At 36.8% G+C, this 24633-nt stretch carries 22 protein-coding genes; 21 read left to right on the top strand and 1 reads right to left on the bottom strand.

Annotation, left to right across the window (positions count from 1 at the left end):
• Positions 1–16: 16 nt before the first annotated feature.
• The 12 genes from AC6IWN_RS10255 (at position 17) to AC6IWN_RS10200 (ending at position 11028) form a co-directional block, all read left to right on the top strand.
• Positions 17–505, top strand: coding sequence for a Fur family transcriptional regulator (locus AC6IWN_RS10255; protein WP_497987317.1), 489 nt, complete (start codon positions 17–19; stop codon positions 503–505).
• Positions 506–721: 216 nt separating this feature from the next.
• The gene (locus tag AC6IWN_RS10250; RefSeq protein ID WP_497992196.1) at positions 722–2374 is read left to right on the top strand and encodes a ribonuclease J; all 1653 of its coding nucleotides are present in this window, start codon (positions 722–724) and stop codon (positions 2372–2374) included.
• A 31-nt stretch (positions 2375–2405) separates the two neighbouring features.
• A complete protein-coding gene (locus AC6IWN_RS10245) occupies positions 2406–2882 on the top strand; it encodes an endolytic transglycosylase MltG (RefSeq protein ID WP_497987316.1) in 477 nt (158 codons plus the stop codon).
• A gap of 21 nt (positions 2883–2903) precedes the next feature.
• On the top strand, positions 2904–3563 hold the full coding sequence (locus AC6IWN_RS10240) for an O-methyltransferase (RefSeq protein ID WP_497987315.1): 660 nt from the start codon (positions 2904–2906) through the stop codon (positions 3561–3563).
• A gap of 24 nt (positions 3564–3587) precedes the next feature.
• A complete protein-coding gene (locus AC6IWN_RS10235; RefSeq protein ID WP_497987314.1) occupies positions 3588–4829 on the top strand; it encodes a peptidase U32 family protein in 1242 nt (413 codons plus the stop codon).
• A 46-nt stretch (positions 4830–4875) separates the two neighbouring features.
• Positions 4876–5757 (top strand): DMT family transporter, encoded by an 882-nt coding sequence (locus tag AC6IWN_RS10230; protein WP_497987313.1) that lies wholly within the window; start codon positions 4876–4878, stop codon positions 5755–5757.
• Positions 5758–5896: 139 nt separating this feature from the next.
• On the top strand, positions 5897–7156 hold the full coding sequence (locus AC6IWN_RS10225) for a hypothetical protein (protein ID WP_497987312.1): 1260 nt from the start codon (positions 5897–5899) through the stop codon (positions 7154–7156).
• Between the two features lie 19 nt (positions 7157–7175).
• A complete protein-coding gene (locus AC6IWN_RS10220) occupies positions 7176–7862 on the top strand; it encodes a response regulator transcription factor (protein WP_497987311.1) in 687 nt (228 codons plus the stop codon).
• A 4-nt stretch (positions 7863–7866) separates the two neighbouring features.
• Positions 7867–9243: a sensor histidine kinase gene (locus AC6IWN_RS10215; protein ID WP_497987310.1), complete on the top strand. Its 1377-nt coding sequence runs from the start codon at positions 7867–7869 to the stop codon at positions 9241–9243.
• Between the two features lie 104 nt (positions 9244–9347).
• Positions 9348–9971, top strand: a complete 624-nt coding sequence (sigK, locus tag AC6IWN_RS10210; protein WP_497987309.1) for an RNA polymerase sporulation sigma factor SigK — start codon at positions 9348–9350, stop codon at positions 9969–9971.
• Positions 9972–10119: 148 nt separating this feature from the next.
• The gene (locus tag AC6IWN_RS10205; protein WP_497987308.1) at positions 10120–10512 is read left to right on the top strand and encodes a hypothetical protein; all 393 of its coding nucleotides are present in this window, start codon (positions 10120–10122) and stop codon (positions 10510–10512) included.
• Between the two features lie 24 nt (positions 10513–10536).
• Positions 10537–11028, top strand: coding sequence for an HD domain-containing protein (locus tag AC6IWN_RS10200; protein ID WP_497987307.1), 492 nt, complete (start codon positions 10537–10539; stop codon positions 11026–11028).
• A 229-nt stretch (positions 11029–11257) separates the two neighbouring features.
• Here the strand turns inward: AC6IWN_RS10200 and AC6IWN_RS10195 are convergent, their stop codons facing one another.
• The gene (locus AC6IWN_RS10195; protein WP_497987306.1) at positions 11258–12811 is read right to left on the bottom strand and encodes an ABC-F family ATP-binding cassette domain-containing protein; all 1554 of its coding nucleotides are present in this window, start codon (positions 12809–12811) and stop codon (positions 11258–11260) included.
• Between the two features lie 341 nt (positions 12812–13152).
• On the opposite strand from AC6IWN_RS10195, the gene AC6IWN_RS10190 reads away from it, so the two are divergent.
• From AC6IWN_RS10190 to AC6IWN_RS10150, 9 genes are all read left to right on the top strand, one after another.
• Complete coding sequence (locus tag AC6IWN_RS10190) at positions 13153–14865, top strand: GspE/PulE family protein (protein ID WP_497987305.1); 1713 nt, start codon at positions 13153–13155, stop codon at positions 14863–14865.
• 25 nt (positions 14866–14890) lie between these two features.
• Entirely contained in the window at positions 14891–15943 is a 1053-nt protein-coding gene (locus AC6IWN_RS10185) for a type IV pilus twitching motility protein PilT (RefSeq protein WP_497987304.1), read from the top strand.
• A gap of 160 nt (positions 15944–16103) precedes the next feature.
• Positions 16104–17318, top strand: coding sequence for a type II secretion system F family protein (locus tag AC6IWN_RS10180; RefSeq protein ID WP_497987303.1), 1215 nt, complete (start codon positions 16104–16106; stop codon positions 17316–17318).
• An 81-nt stretch (positions 17319–17399) separates the two neighbouring features.
• Positions 17400–17822: a type II secretion system protein gene (locus AC6IWN_RS10175; RefSeq protein WP_497987302.1), complete on the top strand. Its 423-nt coding sequence runs from the start codon at positions 17400–17402 to the stop codon at positions 17820–17822.
• 102 nt (positions 17823–17924) lie between these two features.
• A complete protein-coding gene (locus tag AC6IWN_RS10170; protein WP_497987301.1) occupies positions 17925–18710 on the top strand; it encodes a prepilin peptidase in 786 nt (261 codons plus the stop codon).
• Between the two features lie 84 nt (positions 18711–18794).
• The gene (gene pilM / locus AC6IWN_RS10165; protein ID WP_497987300.1) at positions 18795–20426 is read left to right on the top strand and encodes a pilus assembly protein PilM; all 1632 of its coding nucleotides are present in this window, start codon (positions 18795–18797) and stop codon (positions 20424–20426) included.
• A 1-nt stretch (position 20427) separates the two neighbouring features.
• Positions 20428–21225: a hypothetical protein gene (locus AC6IWN_RS10160; RefSeq protein WP_497987299.1), complete on the top strand. Its 798-nt coding sequence runs from the start codon at positions 20428–20430 to the stop codon at positions 21223–21225.
• An 86-nt stretch (positions 21226–21311) separates the two neighbouring features.
• Positions 21312–22496: a type IV pilus modification PilV family protein gene (locus AC6IWN_RS10155; RefSeq protein WP_497987298.1), complete on the top strand. Its 1185-nt coding sequence runs from the start codon at positions 21312–21314 to the stop codon at positions 22494–22496.
• A gap of 2 nt (positions 22497–22498) precedes the next feature.
• Positions 22499–24625, top strand: a complete 2127-nt coding sequence (locus AC6IWN_RS10150) for a hypothetical protein (RefSeq protein WP_497987297.1) — start codon at positions 22499–22501, stop codon at positions 24623–24625.
• The last annotated feature ends 8 nt before the right edge of the window (positions 24626–24633 follow it).

Genomic DNA, 24633 nt, shown 5'->3' with positions numbered 1-24633 from the left:
GCATAGATATGATTAGATGAAAATAGGTGATGAGATGCCTGATACACAGGAACAGTTCAAAGCGTTATTAAAACAGAACGGACTCAAGGTAACTATTCAACGAGTTGCTATATTGGAAGTTTTGAGTAGCAGACCGGGGATACATTTGACAGCGGAAGAGATATATGATTTTGTTAAGGAAAAATATCCCGATATAGGAATGGCAACCGTCTACAGGACAATTCAAATGTTATCAGATTTAAATTTGATTGATAAATTAATTCTGGATGATGGCTATGTACGATATGAAATCAGTAAAATGAATGAAACGGATACTAGCCACCATCATCATCATTTGATATGCCTGGACTGCGGAAGCATTTATGCTTTTCAAGATGATTTATTGGAGATTTTGGAAACTCGAATCAAAGATGCTTTGGGGTTTGAAGTTGTTGATCATAAGGTGAAATTATATGGTCATTGTAAAAATTGTTTAAGTAATAAAACTATTCAATCTAATGAATGAACATAAAGCCGTTTACGCGGTTTGGTTTACATGCGATTCAATTTGAAACATCGCTATATTATTATATGGCATATTATTGAAAAGCATCATATCGTATGCACTTAGTTAATGGATAAATTAGTACATATTAAACCATTGGAGGTGCAATTTTTGAAAGAAAAACAAAAAGACAAGGAACAGGAACAGACAGTTGAAGTAGCAAGTACACCGACTAATATAAACGGTGTCAAGATTATTCCGTTAGGCGGATTAGAGCAGATTGGTATGAATATCACTGCAATTGAGTATGAGGACTCCATTATTGTTGTAGATTGTGGATTATCCTTTCCAGAGGACAACATGCTCGGAATTGATTTGGTAATTCCGGATGTGACATATCTGAAAGACAATATTAGTAAAGTCAAGGGTTTTGTTATTACCCATGGACATGAAGATCATATTGGTTCATTACCGTATATATTAAAGGAGATTAATGTTCCGATTTATGCTACCAGACTTACCACAGCAATTATTGAAACAAAGTTAAAGGAACACAATCTGCTAAAAAGCACAAAACGTAAAGTTATCAAATATGGTCAGTCCATTAATTTGGGATGTTTTCGTATTGAATTCATTCGGACAAACCATAGTATTGCAGATGCAGCAATGCTTGCAATCTTTACACCGGCGGGTATTTTATTCCATACAGGAGATTTTAAGGTGGATTATACACCGGTTTTTGGCCAGCCAATTGACTTGCAACGAATCGGAGAGATTGGTAAAAAAGGAGTACTCGCATTACTCTGTGATAGTACCAATGTAGAGCGTCCCGGATATACAATGTCAGAAAGTACAGTAGGAAAGACGTTCGATACCATATTTACTGACAATGCAAAGCAACGAATTATTGTTGCAACGTTTGCATCCAATGTTGATCGTATTCAGCAGATTATCAATTCTGCGACAAAATATAATCGAAAATTAGTGATTGAAGGCCGTAGTATGGTAAATATTATTACGACCGCAGTGGAGCATGGATATATCAAGATGGCAGATAATATGTTGATTGATATTGAACAGATGAAGAATTATTCTGATGAACAGCTGGTACTGATTACGACGGGAAGTCAGGGAGAATCCATGGCTGCATTACCACGTATGGCGGCTTCCATTCATAAAAAAGTAACAATCAAACCGGGAGATGTCGTGATTTTAAGTTCTACTCCGATACCTGGTAATGAAAAAGCAGTGTCAAAGGTAATTAATGAATTATCCATGAAGGGTGCAAAAGTAATCTATCAGGATACCCATGTATCCGGTCATGCCTGCCAGGAAGAAATTAAATTAATCTATTCTTTGGTTAAACCAAAGTATGCTGTTCCGGTTCATGGGGAATATAAACACTTAATTCGTCATGCTGAGCTGGCACAAACATTAGGTATTCCGAAGGATAATATTTTTATCCTATCCTCCGGTAATGTTCTCACTTTATCTAGTGAGAGAGCCGGAATAACCGGTGAAGTACCGGCACAGGGTATTCTTGTTGATGGCCTTGGCGTTGGTGATGTAGGCAATATTGTACTACGTGACAGACAGCTCCTATCCGAGAATGGTTTGATCATCGTAGTGATATCCTTAGAGAAATTCAGCAATCAGATTCTTTCGGGGCCTGACATCGTATCCAGAGGCTTTGTATATGTAAGAGAATCAGAGAATCTGATGGAGGAAGCCCGTGTTGTTGTTGAGCGTGCTTTGGAGAAGAGTTTAAGTAGAAGCAATGCTGACTGGAATAAGATGAAGAATGAAATTAAAGATTCGTTGGGTGATTTTATCTGGAAGAAGACGAAGAGAAATCCTATGATTCTGCCAATTATCATGGAGATAGAATAAAAGCAGAAATCATAAGTAAGAGAGGCGGTTTATGGCGATTAAAAACACATCGGAAAAATTATCATTAAAAGTAATAGGTAATGTATTTAAATTACTTTTAAATCTTGGATTTTATGCGTTAGTGGCATTTTTAATCATTAATGTCAGCAAGCTTACGTATGATTTTACTTATCAGTTTTTTGGACCGGTAACAGTACAGGAGGCTCCCGGTACGAATCTCACTGTAGAGATTCAAAAGGGTGATTCTTCAATGGATGTAGCAGCAAAGCTTGAAAATGAGCGTGCCATTGAGAATAAGTTTGTATTCTATCTAAAAACAAAGCTTCAAGAAGCAGTGATTATGCCTGGAACATATAAAATCAATAATTCCATGACATATGATGATATCTTGAATGTAATTACTGACATTTCAAATTCGACTACGAAAGAGAAGAATGCGAAGAATGTGAAGAGTGATAAGGGGAAGGGAGATACTTCCACGCCAAAATCCGATAACCAAACCAAGTAAGTTGGAAAGGCATATGAAAACATGATAGTAGACGAGAGAATCGCAGCTTATATTAATTCATTGGCAACAGAGATTACTCCTGAGCTTCTTGAGTTAGAAAAAGTTGCATTAAAAAACTATGTTCCTATCATTAAGAAGGATACACAAGGAATATTAAAGTTTTTGCTGCAAATGAAACAACCAAAACGAATTCTGGAGGTCGGAACAGCCATTGGCTTTTCCGCCCTCTTTATGAGTGAATATACTTGTAAAGAATGTGAAATTACTACGATAGAAAAGGTTGAGATGCGCCTTGTTGAGGCGAGAAAAAATCTAACCGATTCCACGTTTCCGTATAAGGATAAGATTACCCTACGTGAAGGGGAAGCACTTGATGAACTAAAGGCATTAACGAAAGAGAGTAAGCAATATGATTTTATCTTCTTAGATGCTGCCAAGGCTCAATATATGAGCTTTCTACCGGAGATTATGAAGCTGCTTGAAGTTGGAGGGCTACTTGTAACGGATAATGTATTACAGGATGGAACGGTTACCAATTCAAGATATAGCATCATCAGAAGGGATCGAACAATTCACTCCAGAATGAGGGAGTATCTATATACGATTACTCATATGGAGGAATTAGAAACAGCAATATTACCAATCGGTGATGGCATAGCACTGAGTCACCGATTAGGATAGATTTACTTAGGAATGAGGTATAAAATGCTTGAAGAAATAAAAAAACCGGAATTGTTGATACCTGCAGGTAATCTGGAAACATTAAAGACTGCAGTGATGTACGGAGCGGATGCAGTTTACATCGGTGGTGACATGTACGGACTTCGTGCGAAGGCCAAGAATTTTTCGATGGAGGATATGAAGGCGGGAATTGAATTCGCCCATCAGCACGGTAAAAAGGTTTATGTAACAGCGAATATTACAGCGCATAATCAGGATATTAATGGGATACGCAAGTATTTTCAAGAGTTAAAGGAATTTGGAGAGCTTCGTCCGGATGCTTTAATTGTATCGGATCCGGGTGTTTATAATATAGCTATGGAGGAATTACCGGGGATTGAACTTCATATCAGTACCCAGGCAAATAATACGAACTATGAAACCTATCGTTTCTGGCATAGACTTGGAGCTACTAGAGTAGTATCCGCTAGAGAATTATCGATGGAGGAACTATCGCAGTTAAGAGCGAATATTCCTACTGGAATGGAGATTGAAACATTTATTCATGGGGCGATGTGTATTGCTTATTCGGGAAGGTGTCTTCTGAGTAATTATTTTACCGGACGAGATGCGAATATGGGAGCCTGCACACATTCCTGTAGATGGAAATATCACATTGTAGAAGAAACCAGACCGGGCGAGTATCTACCGGTTGAAGAGAACGAGCGTGGAACCTATATCTTTAATTCCAAAGATTTATGTATGATTGAATATATTCCGGAACTTGTAAAAGCGGGAATTGACAGCTTTAAGATTGAGGGTAGGATGAAGACAGCATTATATGTTGCCACAGTTGCTAGAACTTATCGTAAAGCGATTGATGATTATTTTAAGGATCCGGCTATATACGAGGCAAATAAAGCTGCATATATGGAGGAGATACGTAAGGGTGTGAATCGACAGTTTACTACCGGGTTTTTCTTTGGGAAACCGCAGCATGAGGATCAAATATACGATCATAATACCTATGAGAAGGCTTATACCTATCTGGGTACAATTGCAGGGGAGAAGGATGGTCTCTATGAACTTGAACAGAAGAATAAATTCAGTGTGGGTGAATCAGTAGAAATCATTAAACCAAATGGAGACACAATCACAGTTACTGTTAAGAGAATTACTGATAAGGATGGTAAGGAGATGGAGAGTTGCCCGCATCCTAGACAGATCATCTATGTTGATTTTGGAACAAAGCTTGAAGGATATGATATTATTAGGCGGAAAGAGTAACTCTTTCCGCTTTTGTACATAGTTTAATAAGATGGGAGAAAATAGTATGAAAAAACACTTAGGATTGATTGGACTGTTAACGGTTGCCGTAATGTGGGGGTTTGGATTTGTAGCCAATGCGGTTGCTCTGAATGACATGTCTCCACTTCAAATATTGTGCGTGAGATTTTTTCTTGCGGCAGTCATTATGGGAGCGTTTGCATATAAGAAATTAAAGAAAGTGAATAAGAAAACCTTAATGGCAGGTTTGATATTAGGGCTCTTTTTGTTTGTTGGTTTCGTTTTGCAGACCGTAGGTTTACAACATACCACCCCTTCAAAGAATGCATTTCTAACTGCTACCAATGTGGTGATTGTTCCATTCATTGCTTTTGTAATATATAAAAAGAAAGTAGATCGCTTCAGCGTATATGGCGCAATTCTAGCAATGATCGGTTTTGCGGTATTATCTTTGCAAGGAAATCTGATGCTGGGATATGGAGATGTATTAACTCTGCTATGTGCGGTGGGCTTTGCGTTACATATCTTTTTTACCGGAGAATTTGTGAAAAGACATGATGCCATGGCACTAACAGCTATCCAGATGATTGTGGCATTTGTGCTTTCTATGTTATCAGTATTAGTAACTGGGGATTACCACATTAGTGCTGCCGGTAATAGCTGGATTAGTGTAATATATCTTGGTGTATTCGCTACCTCGGCGGCTTTCTTTCTTCAATCCGTATCACAGAAATATACGGATGAAACAACAGCCGCGGTATTGATGTCTATGGAATCTGTATTTGGAAGTGTGTTCTCCATTCTAATTGTACATGATCCGGTTACAAGCAGAGTTGTAATAGGATGTCTTCTTATCCTATCAGCCGTTATTATTTCCGAGACAAAGTTAAAATGGTTGTTTAAACCACGCTTAAATACAGCAGAGTAAAACTTAAGCAAGATTGCAATAATAGAGGACCTTTTGTCTGATGTGGTTAAAAACTGTAACTTTTTTGTAACCCTCTTTTGAAAAATTTTATATATACTCTATTTATGATTATAATAAATAGCAGGAAAGGAAATTAAAAATGAGGTTGAAGAAGAAATTATTAATAGGTGTATTTGCTGGGATGTCACTTGCATTATCTGGTTGCGGAAGTATGGATGATAGCGTAAGTTTTATAAATACTCCCAAATTATCAAATGAAAGGCAAGAAAATCTAAAAGAGACATTAAATCAGTTATTGCCAAAAGGATTCGAGCTTGCAACTGCAAAGTTCTCAGAGCCAAAGCAGTCAATCTTTACGGAGGATCTGAATCAGGATGGGACTCAAGAGGGTATCGTGTTGTACCGTGATATGAATGAGAACAAACCTGTGCATATTATGGTTTTACAAGAAAAGAATGGGGTTTGGAAAAAGATCAGTGATATCTCAACAAATTTAACCTATGTAGATTATTTTAAAATTAACGATTTAAATAAAGATGGAGATAAAGAATTGATTATTGGAGTGGGTATCGCAGATACAGACGCGAAGAAACAGCTCCAAATTTATGAATTCAAAAATAATCAATTATTTACCAAAGTAGATGATAGTTATGAGTGGATTGATGTAAATGACTATAATGGGGATAAAAACCCAGAGATATTGCTACTAAGCGGAGAAGTTGGTAGTTCGCAGAAGGCTACTCTTTATCAATATGATAAGGGACAACTTAAAAAACAATCCTCTGTAATTCTTAATGCTGATGCATATCATGAGAATATTGTAAATGGTAAATTAGCAGATGGTAAGAATGCTGTATTTATTGATAGTGGAGTAGGAGCTCACTCCATGCTTACTGAAATAATTTCTTATGATAATGGGAAACTTGTATTAGTCGGCAATGAATTTGATGGTGTATTACTAAAAGAATATCCTCTCTATAGTAAAGATATTAATCATGACGGAGTAATAGAGGTCGGTGGGATGTACATTCCGAAAGGATATGAAGATGCTGCGATGGCAGAGATTCCATTTATATATACCTACAATGATTACAAAGTGGATGGTTCAAAGCAGACAATTGCGCAGAGATATAATAATGATATGTATCACTTTTATATAAACATTCCAAAAGAATGGTATAATAAAGTAACCATTAAGAAACTTGATAACGGAATAAATTTATTATCAACGGATACACAGAAGATTGTATTCAATGTGAATTGGGTTGATAAAGAAAAATATAATGGAACCGGACTAAAACTTGGTGAAAATAAGAACCTGGTTTTCTATACAGAGAGCAAAAAGGATATGCCAATATCTATAGATAATTTTCATTTGTTTGCAGAAGATTTGAAATAGGCACAGACTGGAGCAAATCATGAAATCGATACTTGTTGTAGAAGATGAATTATCGATACGAAGTTTTGTATGTCTTAATTTAAGAAAGAAAAATTATAAGATCTATGAAGCAGAAAATGGTGAGGAAGCATTAACAATATTTGGTGCGAATGATATTGACATCGTACTTCTTGATTTAATGCTTCCGGGTATCGATGGATATAAAGTATGTGAAGAGATAAGAAAAGTCAGCGGGTCAGTTGGCATAATTATGCTGACAGCCAGATCACAGGATGAGGATAAGGTCAAGGGGCTTATTCAGGGCGCAGATGATTATATTGTTAAACCATTTAGTATGGTGGAATTAGATGCAAGAATTATATCATTGATTCGAAGAATTGAATATGCTCAAAGGAAAGAAGAGCTCACTACGATTCAAGTAGGAACCTTACAGCTGGATCAGACTAAAAAAAGCTTGATATCTGATAATGCAGAAATCAAACTAACCCCAACGGAATATTCCATTCTTTATTTGTTTATGACGAATAAAAACCGGGTATACACAAGAGATGAATTACTTGATGAAATATGGGGAGTCAATTACGTTGGTGATTTTAAGGTGGTTGATGTAAATATTAGACGGATTCGTACAAAAATAGAACTTGATCCTTCTGATCCGAAACATCTCATAACAATTTGGGGATATGGTTATCAGTGGAAGGATTAAGCCTATGAAGCGAAGAATCACATTATATTTTATGATAATAATATTATTAACCTTAGGTCTTGTTATGGTTATCTTTTGGATGGGGTTAAAGCAATATTACTACCATGGTATTGCGAATACATTTCAATCATATTCCGAAGTGGTCGACCCTGTGTGGAGCAATAAGGTTGACTATACCGGATCAGAGCTGAACACATATAGTGATGATATAATCCGTGAATATCTGTATAAAGATGCGGAATTAAGTTTGCTGAACAAAAAGGGCGAATTGATACAATCTTCAACCGGTTTTTTCGGAAAAACCAGCTATTCTATTGATCCTCTTATTTATCGTTTTAAAACGGTCTATAATATTGAAAATAATGCATTAACTAATGAAAAAATACTGGTATTTTACTCCCCTTTGGTCTACGATGATCAAGTGATTGGGGTGCTGAGATACAGCACGTCACTAACAAATGTTAATAGTCTGATAAGGAATTTAGTTGGTTATGGACTCTTTGTATGTATGTTAGTTGCGGGTGTTGTATTTTTTATAAGCTTATATTTGGGCAATTCAATTGTAAGGCCACTAAAAGAGATTGTTCAGTTTACCCAAAAGATGGCGGAGGGAAAATACAAGGATAGAATTGATAATATCTACCCTCATGAGTTGGGCGAGCTTGCAAGTAGATTAAACTATATGGGGGATGAGATATTAAAAGCCGATCGGTTGAAGAATGACTTTATATCATCGATATCGCATGAGCTTAGAACGCCTCTTACCGGTATTAAGGGCTGGATTGAGATTTTACGTAATCCCGATGAGATAACGAAGGAAGAATACCAATTTGGTGTGTCAATGATAGATACTGAATCCGAACGGCTGATTAGTCTGGTGGAGAATTTATTGGATTTCTCTAAGTATCAGTCTGATCGAATGAACTTGAACATTTCTAATGTACAGGTCGATGATTTGATACGTAAAGTGGTATTACAATTTCGGAAAAAAGCAGAAGAAAAAGAGATACACCTGTATCTGGAAACCTCACAGATTATGATTCCTGCTGATGCAAATAAATTAAAACAGGTGTTAATAAATATATTAGATAATGCAATAAAATTCTCAGGCAAGAATGATGTAATTAATGTAATTCAAGTTGTGAATGAACATGAGGTGAAGATAACTATAACAGATCAGGGGATAGGGATCGCAGCAGAGAACTTAGAGTATATCATGAATTCCTTCTATAAAATCGATTCAAAATCAATTGGGAGTGGATTGGGATTAGCAATCTCCAAAAATATTATCGAAATGCATCAAGGTTCCATTCATGTTCAGAGTGACATAGGAAAGGGTACTTCGGTGACCATATCACTTCCCTTATCTGTCCATAAATAGAAAAAAGTAAGTCCTTCTGTCCTTTTTTAAGAGGGATAGGCACTTTATGTCAATCACATTCATAATATATTATTGAATCCTTAGGCATTGAGGTGCTTATCTTCATGAAATCGTTTCCAAAACCGTTAAGCACCAAAGAAGAATCTGACTATCTACGACGGTGCAAGGAAGGCGATAAAGAGGCCAGAGATAAATTAATCGAGCATAACCTTCGATTAGTCGCTCATATTGTAAAAAAATATAATATGGCTGATAAAGAAACAGATGATTTGATATCTATCGGTACAATTGGATTAATAAAAGCAATTGATACCTTTGATGACGAGAAAGGAATTCGTCTTGCAACATACGCCTCCCGGTGTATCGACAATGAGCTGTTAATGATGCTTAGAAGCGGTAAGAGGTTAGCAAAAGAAGTTTATTTGTATGATCCAATCGGATCTGATCGGGAAGGTAATGAAATAAATCTTTTAGATATCATTGAAGAAACAGATGTAGACATTGTAGAAAATATAATGTTAGAAGATGATATTAAAAAACTGTATCATATTATCGGGAAAGTGTTAACGGATAGAGAACGAGAAATAATCTGTTTACGGTATGGCTTAAGCAATCGAAGGGAAATAACCCAAAGAGAAATAGCAGGAATGCTTGGCATATCAAGAAGTTATGTCAGCAGAATTGAAAAAAAGGCGCTAAAGAAATTGAAAGAATGTTTTGAGTTATAGTATAAGCCGGCCGACCTTTAGGGGTTGTGCCGGCTTGCTTAATTTCTATAAAATAAAAAATTAATAGAATTTTAATGGGAAAAACGTAATATCTATTGTATGATTAGTGAAACCAATAAATTATGAATTCAATATATTAGGAGGATCTATGAATCAACTTAGAAGATTTATGTATGGAAGATATGGCTTTGATCAGTTGGGGAGAGCTCTTATTATAATCTCGTTGGCTATATCTCTTCTTGGATCATTTACAAGGTTTATCCCGCTCTATCCATTGTCCTATATTTTACTTGCAATTGCCCTGTTTCGTATCCTTTCTAAAAATATTCAAAAGAGATCACAGGAAAATATGGTCTATTATAGAATGTCGTATGCCTTTAGAAATAAGCTGAAGCAAATCAAGTTGTCTTTAATCGGAACCAAAACACACAAATATTACCACTGTCCACAATGCAAACAAACAATTCGTGTGCCAAGGGATAAAGGTAAGATATGTATTACATGTCCGAAGTGTAAAAGGGAATTCACAAAAAGAACCTAGGTGTGAGGAGGGGCGATTAGTATTATGAAAAAAACAGGGGAAGTAATTAATAGTATGATTACCTATTATTCCGGTGATGCTAGAAGAATTCAGCACTTTCTCAAGGTGTACGGCTTCGCCAAAGCGATTGGCGAAGTAGAGAAGATGGATGATGAGTTACAGGAAATTCTAGAAGTTGCAGCTGTAGTGCATGATATCGGAATTAAAATAAGTGAAGAAAAATATCAAAGCAGTGCAGGAGAGTACCAGCAGATTGAGGGGCCGCCGATTGCAAAGGAGATGCTGGCTGGTTTAGGGTATGATGAAAAATTCATCTCCAGAGTATGCTACTTAATCGCACATCATCATACCTATCATGATATCCACGGCTTGGACTACCAGATCCTTGTGGAAGCTGATTTTCTTGTTAATATCAGTGAGGACGAGATGTCTGTGGTAGCGATAGAAAGCATAAGGAACAAGATATTTAAAACCAAGACTGGGTTGGAGTTTTTGAAGAAGATATATCTTGTATAGTTATTTAATTGAAAATAGGACATTCGGGTTTAGACTTAATCATTACATATAATTAGGTTTTGGTTTACTATTATGATTTATGTACGTTGATTAATTAGTTTAAAGTGAAATGTTTTTAGATAATAAGAAAACAAATTTTTTAGTAATCATCTTAGGACATCGAAGACTGAATCGGATACTGGAAGGGTATCACATTACATATATCCTTCTAGTATCCTTCAGCACTTTCTTATTTTTTCGTTGTCCATTTTGAGCAGTCCCAAACCTGGGTTGCAAGGCCTTCATAGAATTCCGGTTCATGGCATATGATTAAGATACTGCCCTTATATGCCTGTAAGGCTCTCTTTAGTTCTTCTTTTGCATCTACATCCAAATGGTTCGTAGGCTCGTCGAGTAGAAGAATATTTGTTTCACGGTTGATTAATTTACAGAGGCGAACCTTAGCCTGCTCACCACCGCTTAATACTCGAACCAAGCTTTCGATGTGCTTGGTGGTAAGGCCGCATTTTGCTAAAGCGGAACGAACCTCATATTGTGTGTATCCCGGGAATTCCTTCCACAGTTCTTCAAGACAGGTACTGGTGTTGCCCGGTGCCATCTCCTGTTCAAAATATCCGGTATAGAGGTAATCACCTAAGGTTACGTGACCACTAAGTGATGGGATTAATCCAAGGATGCTCTTGAGAAGGGTGGTTTTACCGATACCGTTTGCTCCGACCAGCGCAATCTTGTCTCCACGCTCCATCGATAAGGTCAGTGGAGAGGAGAGTGGTTCCTCATATCCGATAACCAGATCTTCAGTTTGGAAGATGTAGCGTCCTGCAGCACGCGCTTCTTTAAAGTTGAATTCCGGCTTGGGTTTATCCTTTGCCAATTCGATTACTTCCATTTTATCTAATTTTTTCTGACGAGACATTGCCATATTACGCGTGGAGACGCGTGCTTTATTACGGGCAACAAAGTCCTCAAGTTCTTCGATTTCCTTTTGCTGACGCTTGTAAGCTGCCTCCAGCTGTGCTTTCTTCATCTCATGAACTTCCATGAATTTATCGTAATCACCGACATATCGATTTAATTCCTGATTTTCCATATGATAGATGATGTTAATTACACTGTTGAGAAAAGGAATGTCATGGGATATTAAGATAAATGCGTTCTCATAATCTTGAAGATAACGTTTCAGCCATTCAATATGCTGCACATCAAGATAGTTTGTCGGCTCGTCAAGAAGTAGAATATCAGGTTTTTCAAGCAAAAGTTTACCAAGTAATAATTTTGTTCTCTGACCACCGCTTAGATCTGTTACATCGCATTCAAGACCAATGTCGTCAAGTCCAAGTGCATGAGCGATTTCATCCACCTTACTATCAATAATGTAAAAATCATGCATAGCCAAGATATCCTGGATTTCACCCATTTCATCACACATTGCCTGAAGCTCATCACCATCTGCAGTTCCCATGGCATCGCAGATTTGATTCATTTTTTCTTCTAATTCAAATAGGTGGGCAAATGCTGATTGAAGAACAGTTCGAAGTGTCATTCCCTTTTCTAAAACTGCATGCTGATCAAGATATCCAACACGAACATTCTTTGACCACTCTACCTTACCCTCATCCGGCATTAATTTATCGGTAACAATATTCATAAAAGTGGACTTACCCTCGCCATTTGCGCCAATCAGGCCGATGTGCTCACCTTTCAATAAACGAAAGGATACATCATGAAATATCGCTCGATCTCCGAAACCGTGGCTGAGGTTGGTAACATTTAATATACTCATTCTTTAAGAACTCCTTCTATTTATAAATCTATAATTTCAATTTAAACCGTTGCGATTTATAATTTTACACGATATTATATGAAATTACAATTTAATTTCTCGGATTATTGATAGAAAGATGATGGAAGCCAGTTTAGTAACCTACTTTGTAATATGCTGGCAATTTATTAATTAAAACAGCGCACAATTAGAGAATATGAGAATATGTGATACATACGTTAGAAATGTAAAATATCTTATTGATTATTGACATAAATCGTTAATCATTTATAATAGAATTAAACAATATATGATACTAATTTACTATATATTTCGACAAAATATACAGAAAGAAGATAATAATGGATAATAGAGATAGAAAAAGGAAGAAGCTGGGCGACTTGTTGGTCGATGCTTCAGTCATCACTCAAGATCAGTTGAAGTCCGCATTGGATAAACAAAAGGGGAATCGCGGGAAGAAGATTGGTGAGATGCTAATTGACCTGGGATATACCAATGAGCTTCAGATTGCTTTTGCACTGAAGGATCAGCTACAGTATGAAGTAGTTCAATTGTCAGCTATTCGCATCCCGGATGAGATATTGAAGCTAATGATGGATAAGTCAGTACTCAGAAAACACTCATTAATCCCATTTGCTTATAATTCAAAGAATCCGAATGTTCTAAGGGTGGCGATGGCTGATCCGATGGATATTATCGCTATCGATGACTTGGGAATCTTAACGAATCATGTAATCGAACCTGTTATTGCGACGCCTACCGATATCGCTGCAGCGATTGATAAATATTACGGTCAGGAAGAGATTCAAAAAGTAGCGGATCAATATTCTCAAACAAGACAACAGACTCTTCAACATGAGGAGGAACAGAATGCCGCCTATGAAGCAGATCTGAATAATTCACCTATTGTTATTCTGGTGCGCTCCATAATTGAACAAGCGGTACGTCAACGAGCAAGTGATATACATATTGAAGCACTTGAGAATAAAATCAGAGTTCGTTATCGTGTAGATGGTGTGCTTGCGGAAGCAATGACCTATCAAGTGGAATTATTACAGGCGATAGTTGCAAGAATTAAAATTATGGGCGAGCTGGACATTTCCGAGAAGAGAAAGCCTCAAGATGGCCGAATTACGATTGTCGTAGATCGAAGAGAATACGATATTCGTGTATCCATACTTCCTACAGTGTATGGAGAAAAGGTCGTAATGAGAATAACGGATAAGAAGACACTAAATAGATCCAAAGAAAAACTGGGACTAAATAAGGAGGATCTTCAGAAATTTGATAAGCTCTTGTCACACCCTCACGGGATGCTTCTCGTAACAGGACCTACCGGAAGTGGTAAATCCACTACATTATATACTGCGATTAGTGAATTGAATACGAATGAAGTAAATATCATAACGGTAGAAGATCCGGTGGAAGCGAATATCGATGGAGTAAATCAAGTGCAGGTAAATGTAAAAGCAGACATGACATTTGCAAATGTACTACGTTCTATTTTAAGACAGGATCCTGATATTATCATGATTGGTGAGATACGAGATTCTGAGACTGCTGAGATTGCCGTAAAAGCATCCATTACCGGACATCTTGTAGTAAGTACACTTCATACGAACAGCGCCGCCAGTACGGTAACTCGTTTAGCAGATATGGGAATTGAACCGTATTTGATAGCGGATGCTACCATTGGCATTATTGCACAACGACTCGTGAGAAGATTATGTGAATGTAAGCAACTACATATTGTTACGAGTTTAGAAAAACAATACTTAGGAATGGAAACAGAACAGGAAGTTCAGATATATGAACCATGCGGTTGTAATTTGTGTAACGGAACAGGTTATCTTGGTAGAATTGGTATTTATGAAATTATGCCGATTACCAATAATTTAAAAGATATTATTAATAAGAACGGATCTGCAGCCGACATTCAGGAAGCTGCGTTAAGAGAAGGGATGCATACATTAAGAGAAAGTGCGAAGACATACGTGCTCCAAGGTATCACAACGATTTCTGAGATGAAGAGATTGACCATGGACGAGATTTAATTGCAAATAGAAGGAGAGACATAAGATGCATATCAATGATTATTTAATGCAAGCAAAATCGCTTGGAGCTTCCGATTTGCACATCACGGTAGGTGTTGCACCGACTTGCCGTGTGAATGGCGGCTTGGTACCACTATCTGAGGAACTATTGAAACCGGCAGATACCGAAGAATTGATTACACCGATTATGCAAGAATACACGAAAGATGTATTTATTGAAAAAGGTGAGGTGGATTTATCTTATTCTATTCCCGGAGTGGGACGTTATCGTGTAAATGTGTTCCGCCAGAGAGGTTCTTATGCAGCGGTTATTCGTTTGGTAGCAACCAACATACCAAAACCACAAGAATTGTCCCTCCCTTCTTCCGTTGTAGAGTTGACCAAAAAGAAAAAAGGATTGGTTTTAGTAACTGGGCCGACCGGAAGTGGTAAATCAACTACATTGGCATCCCTAATTGATATTATAAATGCAAATTATAATTCCCATGTAATCACATTGGAAGATCCGATTGAGTACCTTTATTCACATAAGAAAGCAATCGTAAACCAAAGAGAAATCGGTTTGGATTCCCAAAGCTTCTCGGCTGCAATTCGTTCGGCTATGCGTGAAGACCCGGATGTCATCCTTGTAGGTGAGATGCGCGATCTTGATACCATATCAATTGCAATTACAGCAGCAGAGACTGGACATTTGGTTTTCTCAACCCTCCATACCACCGGAGCAGCGAATACAATTGATCGTATTATAGATGTATTTTCACCTCATCAACAACCACAGATTCGAATTCAGTTAGCCTCAGTACTAGAGTGTGTAATCTCACAGCAATTAATACCTACCTTCGATGGTAAGAGTAGGGTGGCTGCTTTTGAGGTGATGCATGTTACGCCAGCGATTCGTAATTTAATCAGAGAACAAAAAACACACCAGATTAATTCAATTATTCAGATTAATAAGAAGATGGGAATGCAGATGATGGATGATTCCATATTAGAGCTTTTCCTAAAAGGGATTATAAGCTCGGAAAAAGCGTTATCTTATGCGACAGATAGTGCATATTTGGAACGGAAAATCATTTAAGTTGACAAGTCAATAGGAATATAGTAGGATATATAAGGTAAATGGAATAATATATATATATAAACCATTTATTGACAAATAATGGTAATTGATGTATATTATAAAAGCGCAATATGTTTTGCTCCTACTATAGATTTACAAAGAAGATGAGGATTAGTCAATGGCCAATTATCAATATACTGCTGTTAATGATAAAGGAAAACAGATTAAGGGATCCGTCGAAGCTACCTCCAAGGAAAGTGCTGTACTTTCATTAAAGGCGGAGGGAAAGCTACCACTTAAGGTGGTGGAAGAAAATCTGTTAAATAAAGATATCAGTTTTGGATTTAGTCCCAGAATAAAGACGAAAGACATTGCGGTGTTCTGCAGACAATTTTATAGTATCATCTCCGCAGGTATTCCAATCATTCGAGCATTGGACATGTTGGGTGAGCAGACAACGAATAAAAAACTGGCAAAGGCAATTATTGAAGTTAAGATATCGATAGAAAAAGGTGATACCTTAGCACATGCGATGCAGTCAAGGGAGGATGTATTCCCGCCAATACTTATCAGTATGGTGGAAGCAGCAGAAGCATCCGGTAGCTTAGAAACCTGTTTTAACAGAATGTCTACATATTTTGAAAAAAGCGCTAAATTAAAGAGTGTAGTTGCTAAGGCAATGATTTATCCGGCATTTGTCTGTGCAGTTGCAATTGGTGTTATCGTAATCATGATGATGGTCGTTATACCGAATTTTATTAGTATGTTCAGCGATATGGGAACAAAGCTCCCACCGCTTACTGTCGGAGTTGTAAATGTAAGCAATTTTTTTGTACATTATTGGTACATATTATTATTTGTTGTTGTTTTGGCTGTAGTTTTAATAAGAATTTTTGCTCACTCCGAACAGGGAAGTAAAATATTCTCAGCAATAGCATTGAAAATACCTCTGTTTGGTGCACTTACAGTAAAATCTGCTTGTGGTAATTTTAGTAGAACAATGAGTTCCTTGATCTCATCCGGTATTACTTTACCGAATGCAGTAGCTATTACTACAAGAGGAATTAAGAATGTAGTAATTCAAAAGGCCTTAACGGATGCGAAGGCTGAGATTGAGAGGGGTATCCCTCTGTCACAACCTCTTGAGAAGTCAGGTGTGTTTCCACCACTGTTATACAATATGACAGAGATTGGGGAAGAAACCGGTAATCTGGAGAAAATGCTTGTCAAAGCGGCGGAGTACTATGAGGAAGAAGTTGAGACAGCAACAGCAAGTTTAGTCGCTGTTATGGAACCATTAATGATTATTGTATTGGCATTAATCGTTAGTGTAATACTTGGTGCAATCTTCCAGCCAATGCTATCGATATACAGTTCTGTAGAGAACACGTAAATAAATGAAATTATTAATTGTGGAGAGCAATTACTAATATAACAAGAAATTAAAAATTTCTATAAGAAAAGGGGATATTTTATGAACAAAAAGAAGAATAACAAAGGTTTTACGTTAGTTGAATTAATCGTAGTTATGGCGATTATGGCAGTCTTGATTGGCGCATTAGCACCTCAGGTCATTAAGTATGTGGAGAAGGCCAGAGAGTCTAGGGATATTCAGGTTGAGCAGACTGTACTTACAGCAGTACATACAGCAGTTGCTTCATCAGAAGCTACTGTAGCGGATTTCTCAAATAAGACATTGGCAGGAATTACAACGGATAACGCTACATTAGCGACTGCTATAAAAGAATTATTAGCTACCGACATGCAAGATGATGCTGGTATTACAGGCAAATGTCAATCCGCTAAGGGTAAAGATGCTGCCGGCTTGAAGATAACGAATGCAGGCGGTAAAATAACAGTCCAAATCGGTACGCTCAAAGCAGTTTCAAGTAACTAATATATGAATCAATTATTCTCTACAGGAGCTTAGCTCCTGTAGAGAATAATTATCTTTATACCTAGCATTTTACTACGAATAAACTCAGAAAGTGAGAACCCTATGACGGTAAGCATAATAATTTCTGCTATCATATTAATATACGGTATTCTCATAGGAAGCTTTCTTAATGTATGTATTTATAGAATACCTCGCGGGGAAAGCGTTGTACAAAACAGGTCTCATTGCATGGGATGTGGCGCAAATTTAAGAAGCCGGGATTTGATTCCGGTATTTAGTTATATTTTATTAAAAGGAAAATGCCGAAATTGTGGTGAATCAATCAGTATTCAGTATCCACTGATTGAGTTTTTCAACGGAATCATTTATGTTTTTATATTTCTTACAAGAGGGTTGCCGGGAGTAGCAGAAAGATCATTCAACTATCATTTGACGAGCGTATTATTCTGCTTTGTTGCATCCGCACTAGTTGCACTAAGTGTAATCGATTTTAGAACATATGAAATACCGGAAAAAATAAATTTATTTCTGTTAGTGGCAGGGCTGATAAGGGTTGGACTAGATTACCGCAATTGGGGACTATACTTTATTGGCTTTTTTTGTGTTAGTGGGTTATTATATCTTATTTTTTTATTAACCCATGGTAATGCCATAGGCGGTGGAGATATTAAACTAATGGCAGTTGCGGGAGCAATTCTTGGATGGAAGAATATATTGCTAGCTTTATTCCTTGGATGTTTAATCGGTTCGATCATACACATAACGAGAATGAAAATAAGTCACGCAGATCGAGTGCTGGCAATGGGACCTTATTTATCAGCAGGTATCCTAATTGCGATGCTTTATGGAGACCAACTAATCAATTGGTATCTACGTGCATTTATATAAATGTATGGAATAATTACAATACGCTATAACCTACAATAATACAATTTAGATATGAGAGCTGCCAAGGTGCAGAATGGAGGCTTTATGGGTACAAAAGTGTTAAACTTTGAGATTGGGGCAAAGATTACTAAAATTTGTGTCGTAAATTTAAATCAGAAGAATCCGAAAATCTTTCAGACTATAGTAATTAATACACCAGTGGATGCTGTGGAGGACGGGTATATCAAGGATGTTGAAGCGGTAGCTTCTTCTATCAGTGCGGCAATCAGGAAGGAAGGAATTCGACTTACTCAAGCGGTATTTACGATATCCTCATCCAAAATTGTAAATCGTGAAGTGATTATTCCCTTTGTAAAAGAAAACAAGATTAAGGATGTAATAGAAGCAAATGCAACGGATTATTTTCCGATTGATGTGAAGGAATACACCCTCTCCTATATTATAATGGAGAAGATAAATACAAAGGAACTTAAGAATTATAGACTTTTGGTTTTGGCAGTACATAGTAATTTATTAATGGCATATTATCGATTGGCTGAAATCCTGAAGTTGAAGGTAGCGTCCATTGATTATGTCGGTAATAGTGTTTTCCAAATTTATCAACATGAGGCAACGAATGACACAAGTATGTTTGTTCAGATTAACGAGCAAAGTACGATGGTCAATGTAATTAAAAAAGATGTACTCGAATTGCAAAGAGTAATTCCTTATGGATATGATTCGATTCTTACTGCAATGAGTGAAAACAAACAATTAAATATTAAACCGGAAGATGCTTTCGTAGCTTTGAAAGAAAAACCCTATATAAACAGTAATTTTTCTGAGAGAGAGATTTACTATAATCCGAATGAAGATGGCGAGGAGGTATCGTTGGAACCTTCTGTAGAGATTACCGAATCCTTACGCTATTTAATTAGTAATGTGGTACGAGTAGTGGACTATTATGGTACCAAGAAAAAGGATGACAGAATCAGATCGATTGTTTTAACCGGTCAGGGTGCACAGATTCTTGGTTTGGAGAGATTATTTGGGAATGAAGTCGGTATAGAAGCGAAAACAGTTCTGTCCTTTCAAGGTGTTACCTTTGCGAATGAAAAGGCGGCGAATGATTTTACAAAGTATGATTTTATAGCAGTCAGCGGTGCAAGTATATCACCAATTGGAATGGTTGCTAAGAAGTATATGGAGAAAGTAACTAGGAAGAATGATATGGTTGCCGTTATAACAATCAGTTCGCTCGTGGCATTGACATCAATTGTTCTTTGGTTAGTTTCTGCACAGCAATTATTTTCGGCACGTCACGAACAAGTGAGACTAACATCAGAAATTAATAAAATGAGCAGTATAAATGGGATATATTCGAAAAACCTGGATTTAAAGGATAGAATCACCGGTTTTGATACACTTAAAATCCTATCTTATAACAGTGATGAGCAGCTACTCCCGCTGATTAATGAATTGGAGGAGAAGCTTCCAACTGAGGCAACGGTTCATTCCATTACGGTCACCGGTTCGGAGGTTACCATTAATTTTACGGTAGATTCAATGCAAACCTGTGCTATGACATTAACTCAATTAAAGACTATAAATCTACTTGAGAAGGTAAGAACAGCCGGTGTTGCGGAGGATAAGGATAATGTCGGAATACCTAAATTAAGCTTTTCTGTAACCGCAGATTATTCGATACCGAAAGATATTGCAGAGGAGGCGAAATAGTATGAAGAATATTAAGATTTCCAAAAAAGATATTAAACTATTATTGATCGTACTATCTCTGGCATTTCTTTGGGTAAGCTATTACTTTGTTTATAGCAATAATATGAAAAAAGCGGACACAATAAACGCCGAGATAGACAAATTAGAGGTTAGACATGATGATCTTCAGAAGAAGATCAATGACAAGGAAAAGATAGAGAAAGAAAATGATGATTTACAACAGCAATATAATCAAAAGCTTGCATCCTACGGGAACGGAGCAACGGATGAGAAAAGTGTTATGTTTGTAAAAAATCTTGTGGATAATACAGCAATTGAGGTTAATTCGGTAGCATTTACAGACCTGGTTTATCTCTTTAACGGAACAAATTCAGTGGATCAGCAACCGAACGATCCAAATGTAAAGGCAGCGGGTGATGAATTATCAAAAGCGACCGGAGATAATCAAACTGATACAACTCAGATTAAAGTGGATACTAAGAAGCTGGAAGCGTTAAAAAATCTTAAAGGTTATAAAGTGACGATGAACCTAACCTTCCGCTCTACATATGAAAGCTATAAAAAATGCTTGAATTATATAAGTAACTATCCTGAAAAATGCAATGTCGGAGATGTTTCATTGTCATATGATACAGAAACGGGTAATATATCCGGAACCATGGCAATTAATATGTATCATGTGGTAGGAGAGGGTGTAAAGTATAAGGCACCCGAAATCAATAGTCTTAGCATAGGATCAAAGAATGTATTCGGAACAATAGAGGTTCCCTCGAAGAAGCAAAGTGATAATCAAGAATAAACGAATATAATGTCCAATATGGAACAGGCCACGATGAACAGGAAGAGATTTCGTTATAGACATAAGAAATGATAGGAGGTGTAAAAGTGAAATTGCAGAATAACAAAGGATTTTCTTTGGTAGAAGTGTTGGTAAGTATCGTAATTCTTGCAATATTGTTTGTCACTGCAATGAACACTTTTGCCACCGTTACCAAAGTGAATGCGAAGACAAGCAAGGACCAGAAAGCTTCCACGCTTGCGCAGAATATATTAGAATCACTGGAAACCATGACACTAGAAGATACAATTAATCAATTCCATGGAACGGACTTTAAGATTATCAGCAGTAATCTGAATGATGGGGTAAATGGTTATTATAATTTACAAAATAATAGCTATTCGGAATACATGATTAGTGATTCCAAATTCAAACCGGCGACTCCTGCATATCTGTCTACTCCGAATCGAACTTCTTATTATTTAGCAATTCAGAATGTGAAAGATCGTGGAACGTCTTTTGATGTTATGGTTAAATTAGATACTTCGATATACAGTGATACAAAATATGATAAAACAATGAATAATTACGAGATGCCGAATTTGATGAAATTAGATGCAAATAAAGTTACAATCGTTGACCTAAAGAATGATTATGATTCGATCGCATATACGAATTTTATATCACAGTACCTAGGATTTTTAGGTGGTCTTCCAACTCCGGTGGATCCTGCATCTTCCTTAAGTGATGATATTAAGTATGCAACAAATAAAGTAATTACGTTGAATGTACTTAAGGATAACTTAACCTCATCATTGAACGTGAAGTGTAACGTGAGTTATAGTGCTAAGATAGGCAGCGGATCACTGGAGAAAACTTACACAGATTCTACCAGCGTGTTTAATGGATCTACTTTGATACCGGAGGGAGCAACATTAGACGGAAATGTTTATTTCTTTTACACTCCTTCTATGTTTACCGGAAATGATGTAATTAAGATTAACAACAATGGTACAAAGATTAATTTTTATCTAGTGAATCAAAAAAGTAATTTAGCGACCAATATAAATGTGTCAACGAATGATACAAACAGTGGAGTGTCAACAATATTTACGAATTATCAGGGGACTTTGATTAACAGTGTTGCCGCTTCCAATAAAAATCTTTATACCCTACAGAATAAAAATCACCGAATTTATGATATAAGCGTAGCAGTTTATCCTGAGGGAACCCTAGCATCCCAAGTCCTTGATAAAGCATATGTAACCTTTCAGTCCGCGAAGGAGAATTAATTATGAAGCAATCGGAACGTGTTCGGTTAAATAATAAAGGTGCGTCATTAATATTTGTTATTATTAGTTTTGTCTTTATCGCAACCTTAGGGACGATAGTGATTTCAGCTGCTCTTACCAATGTGGAGATGAAAAAGATTAGTCGACAATCCAAACAAACTTTTTATTCAGCGGAACAAGCGTTGAATGAGGTAAAGGTTAGCCTGACAGAAGACGTGGCTTCCTCAATTGCTACAGCCTATGAAACAGCGCTTGGTAAATTCTCCTCGACCGATGATTCAACAAGAGAAGCTTTATTCCAAAACACTTTTGTGGAGGGGATGAAGGATAAGTTGGGAGTGGATGATTTTAGCGAAGTGCTTTGTAACAGATTCAATCAGGTATATCTGAAGGAAATGAAATTTAATGATGTAACCGGAAATGGTGCTAAAGTGATATCGACCAAACCGAATGGTAAGTTAGGTTTTGTAGTTACGGATGGGAAAAGTATCACGATAACCGGCATAAAGGTAATCAATTATAATAAAGGGTTTGTAACATCAGTATCTTCAGATATTAAGATTGCAATGCCATCTTCCTCTTTGATATCACCATTATTAGCGGTAGATAGCAAACCATACATAAATTATTCAGTGATAGCAAATCAAGGCTTATGGGCAACAACGAGTTCCCATGTGATCACCGGCGGTGTTTATGCAGGAGCAGACGGTATTAATGTAAGTAATGAAACAAATACGTTATCAATTCAAAATGGTACTGTAATTTCAGCCGGAGATATCACGATTAAAGATAAAGCCAGGTTAAATATCAGTTCCTCCGCCTATGAAATATGGGCTAAGAACCTGGTGACTTCCCAAACAAGCAAGATGGATCAGCCTAATATTTATACGGAATTAAATATAACAGGGAAAACCTTTGTTCAAGATGATTTAGTTGTTGATGCATATAATAGCAATATAACTTTATCGGGAGAATACTATGGATATAGCCGTGGTACTGCCGCCAATACGAACAGTGCGATTACCGTTAATATGGCGAATGCAAATCTAAAATTGGATTTGCTCACAAAGCTTTCTTTGGCAGGAAGAGCTTATATCAGCTTTAATAACGGATATGTTTCTTATGATCCTGATGATGCCGTGGGCGCGTCAGCTGGCGCGAACCAGGATGTACAAACTGGTGAATCCTTATCGGTAAAAGGCAGTCAAACCGCGTATATGGTGCCATCTAATTTGATAGCTGTCGGACATAATCCGGTTAGTTGGAGTGAGTATACCACTTATTATAATAATGGTACACCTATGTATCAGATAACATCTGATGATATTATATTTAACAATGAAGCAATCAGTGGAGAAGAGAGCAAACTATCCTATTATGTAGATTTGAATGATCCGGTTACCTGTGTGTTTTATAAGTTTGGTAATGATGCCAATGTAGTATATTATTACCTTAAGTTTAAATCGGACAGGCTGGCAACTACATATTTTAAGAATTTTAATATATGTTATCCGGATAAAATATATAATAATTTCCCGATTAGAAAGATTATCATTAATTCGGTTCCTGGAACTTATATCTCGGCGGGAAACCTGATTACCTATAATGATGATGCGAAGGTAGTTAAGGGCAGTAATATTGAATATGACAATACATATGGTACACAGTATAATAATTTATCACATACCTTACAAAAGAATGTTATTAGTTCGAAATCAGTATTTGAAAATGTTGTAAATGTAAAGAAGGTAAAGAAAGACTCAGATAATGGTACCTTGAAGAATATTCCAAACGGTACGCTGCCGGACGGAATAACACAATACAGCGTCACAATTGTAAATGGAAATTATTCTTTGAACGACATGGGAAAGCAAGGAATAATCATTGCTACCGGAGATGTTGATGTTAAGTATGACTTTACCGGATTAATCATTGCAGGTGGGAAGGTAAATATGTTATCGGGTGCAGATGTAACATGTAACCCAAACCTGATCAATATGATATTAGATGCGAATCCGGATCTATATGATTATTTTATAGATCTTAATAAATCAGATAATACACAAGAAGATTGGGGTTCACTAAACATAGCACAATTAATATCTTATGAAAATTGGAGAAAAAATTAACCTGACCG

The organism is Variimorphobacter sp. HTMS_6 (assembly GCF_059717775.1).
This window is presented reverse-complemented; position numbering and strand designations above follow the sequence as displayed.